Source organism: Enterobacter cloacae complex sp. P38RS (assembly GCF_014930775.1).
In the GTDB taxonomy this organism is placed as follows: domain Bacteria; phylum Pseudomonadota; class Gammaproteobacteria; order Enterobacterales; family Enterobacteriaceae; genus Enterobacter; species Enterobacter bugandensis.
Window position 1 is genome coordinate 1 of record NZ_JADBRS010000012.1, and the last position, 1,637, is coordinate 1,637.

Consider the following 1,637-nt stretch of genomic DNA (forward strand, 5'->3'; position numbering starts at 1 on the left):
GGGAACCTGCGGTTGGATCACCTCCTTACCTTAAAGAACCTGCCTTTGTAGTGCTCACACAGATTGTCTGATGAAAAACAGCAGTAAAAATCTCTGCAGGCTTGTAGCTCAGGTGGTTAGAGCGCACCCCTGATAAGGGTGAGGTCGGTGGTTCAAGTCCACTCAGGCCTACCAAATTTGCGAAGCAAATTTGAAGAGGTTGGCAAAACGATGGGGCTATAGCTCAGCTGGGAGAGCGCCTGCTTTGCACGCAGGAGGTCTGCGGTTCGATCCCGCATAGCTCCACCATCTTTTACTGCGAACACAAGAAAACTTCAGAGTGAACCTGAAAAGGTGCACTGCGAAGTTTTGCTCTTTAAAAATCTGGATCAAGCTGAAAATTGAAACGACACACAGTTAATGTGTGTTCGAGTCTCTCAAATTTTCGCAAGTCGATGGTGAATCGAAAGAAACATCTTCGGGTTGTGAGGTTAAGCGACTAAGCGTACACGGTGGATGCCCTGGCAGTCAGAGGCGATGAAGGACGTGCTAATCTGCGAAAAGCGACGGCGAGGTGATATGAACCTTTGACCCGTCGATGTCCGAATGGGGAAACCCAGTGTGATCCGTCACACTATCGTTAACTGAATACATAGGTTAACGAGGCGAACCGGGGGAACTGAAACATCTAAGTACCCCGAGGAAAAGAAATCAACCGAGATTCCCCCAGTAGCGGCGAGCGAACGGGGAGCAGCCCGGAGTCTGAATCAGCTTGTGTGTTAGTGGAAGCGTCTGGAAAGTCGCACGGTACAGGGTGACAGTCCCGTACACGAAAATGCACAGGTTGTGAACTCGAAGAGTAGGGCGGGACACGTGGTATCCTGTCTGAATATGGGGGGACCATCCTCCAAGGCTAAATACTCCTGACTGACCGATAGTGAACCAGTACCGTGAGGGAAAGGCGAAAAGAACCCCGGCGAGGGGAGTGAAAAAGAACCTGAAACCGTGTACGTACAAGCAGTGGGAGCACCTTCGTGGTGTGACTGCGTACCTTTTGTATAATGGGTCAGCGACTTATATTCTGTAGCAAGGTTAACCGTATAGGGGAGCCGCAGGGAAACCGAGTCTTAACTGGGCGTTAAGTTGCAGGGTATAGACCCGAAACCCGGTGATCTAGCCATGGGCAGGTTGAAGGTTGGGTAACACTAACTGGAGGACCGAACCGACTAATGTTGAAAAATTAGCGGATGACCTGTGGCTGGGGGTGAAAGGCCAATCAAACCGGGAGATAGCTGGTTCTCCCCGAAAGCTATTTAGGTAGCGCCTCGTGAACTCATCTTCGGGGGTAGAGCACTGTTTCGGCTAGGGGGCCATCCCGGCTTACCAACCCGATGCAAACTACGAATACCGAAGAATGTTATCACGGGAGACACACGGCGGGTGCTAACGTCCGTCGTGAAGAGGGAAACAACCCAGACCGCCAGCTAAGGTCCCAAAGTCATGGTTAAGTGGGAAACGATGTGGGAAGGCACAGACAGCCAGGATGTTGGCTTAGAAGCAGCCATCATTTAAAGAAAGCGTAATAGCTCACTGGTCGAGTCGGCCTGCGCGGAAGATGTAACGGGGCTAAACCATGCACCGAAGCTGCGGCAGCGACG

The 1,637-nt window shown here is 51.6% G+C and carries 2 tRNA genes and 1 rRNA gene; all 3 read left to right on the forward strand.

Annotated elements, in window-relative coordinates:
* Positions 1–97: 97 nt before the first annotated feature.
* Positions 98–174: transfer RNA gene (locus tag IM303_RS15025), tRNA-Ile, on the forward strand.
* A gap of 38 nt (positions 175–212) precedes the next feature.
* Positions 213–288: transfer RNA gene (locus tag IM303_RS15030), tRNA-Ala, on the forward strand.
* A gap of 180 nt (positions 289–468) precedes the next feature.
* Positions 469–1,637, forward strand: a 23S ribosomal RNA gene (locus tag IM303_RS15035); the annotation flags it as partial.